This is a genomic window from Rhodopseudomonas sp. BR0C11 (assembly GCF_010820945.1).
Classification (GTDB): domain Bacteria; phylum Pseudomonadota; class Alphaproteobacteria; order Rhizobiales; family Xanthobacteraceae; genus Rhodopseudomonas; species Rhodopseudomonas palustris_H.
The window spans coordinates 1-425 of record NZ_QTKI01000861.1; the positions used below are offsets into that span (position 1 = coordinate 1).

General features: G+C 71.3%; 1 protein-coding gene. It reads right to left on the minus strand.

The features are described 5' to 3' along the window. Nucleotides 1-425 (minus strand): DNA-processing protein DprA (locus DYI24_RS27825; protein ID WP_205523732.1); only part of this gene is annotated, 425 nt, incomplete at both ends.

Here is a 425-nt window from a genome sequence, read left to right on the forward strand (position 1 = left end):
GCGAGCCGGGGCGATACGCGGCTTCGATGATGGCGACGCCGACCGCCGCGCCGGAAATCAGCCGGTTGCGGCGGGGAAAATCCTTGCCGCGCGGGACGTGGCCCAGCGGCATCTCCGAGATCGCCGCGCCGCGAGCTTGGATGATGTCGAGCAGCAGATCCTCGTGCTCGGCCGGATAGATCTTATCGTGGCCGCCGGCCAGCACCGCGATAGTGCCGCTGGCCAGGCTCGCCCGATGCGCCGCCTGGTCAATGCCGCGGGCAAGGCCGGAGATCACCACGAAACCTGCGGCGCCGAGATCGGCGGCGAGCTGGCCGGCGAATTTCAGCCCGGCGCCGGAGGCGTTGCGCGAGCCGACGATCGCGATCATCGGCCGTGCCATCACGGCGAGCGCATCGGGCAGGGCGTGGACGCCGAGCAGCGGC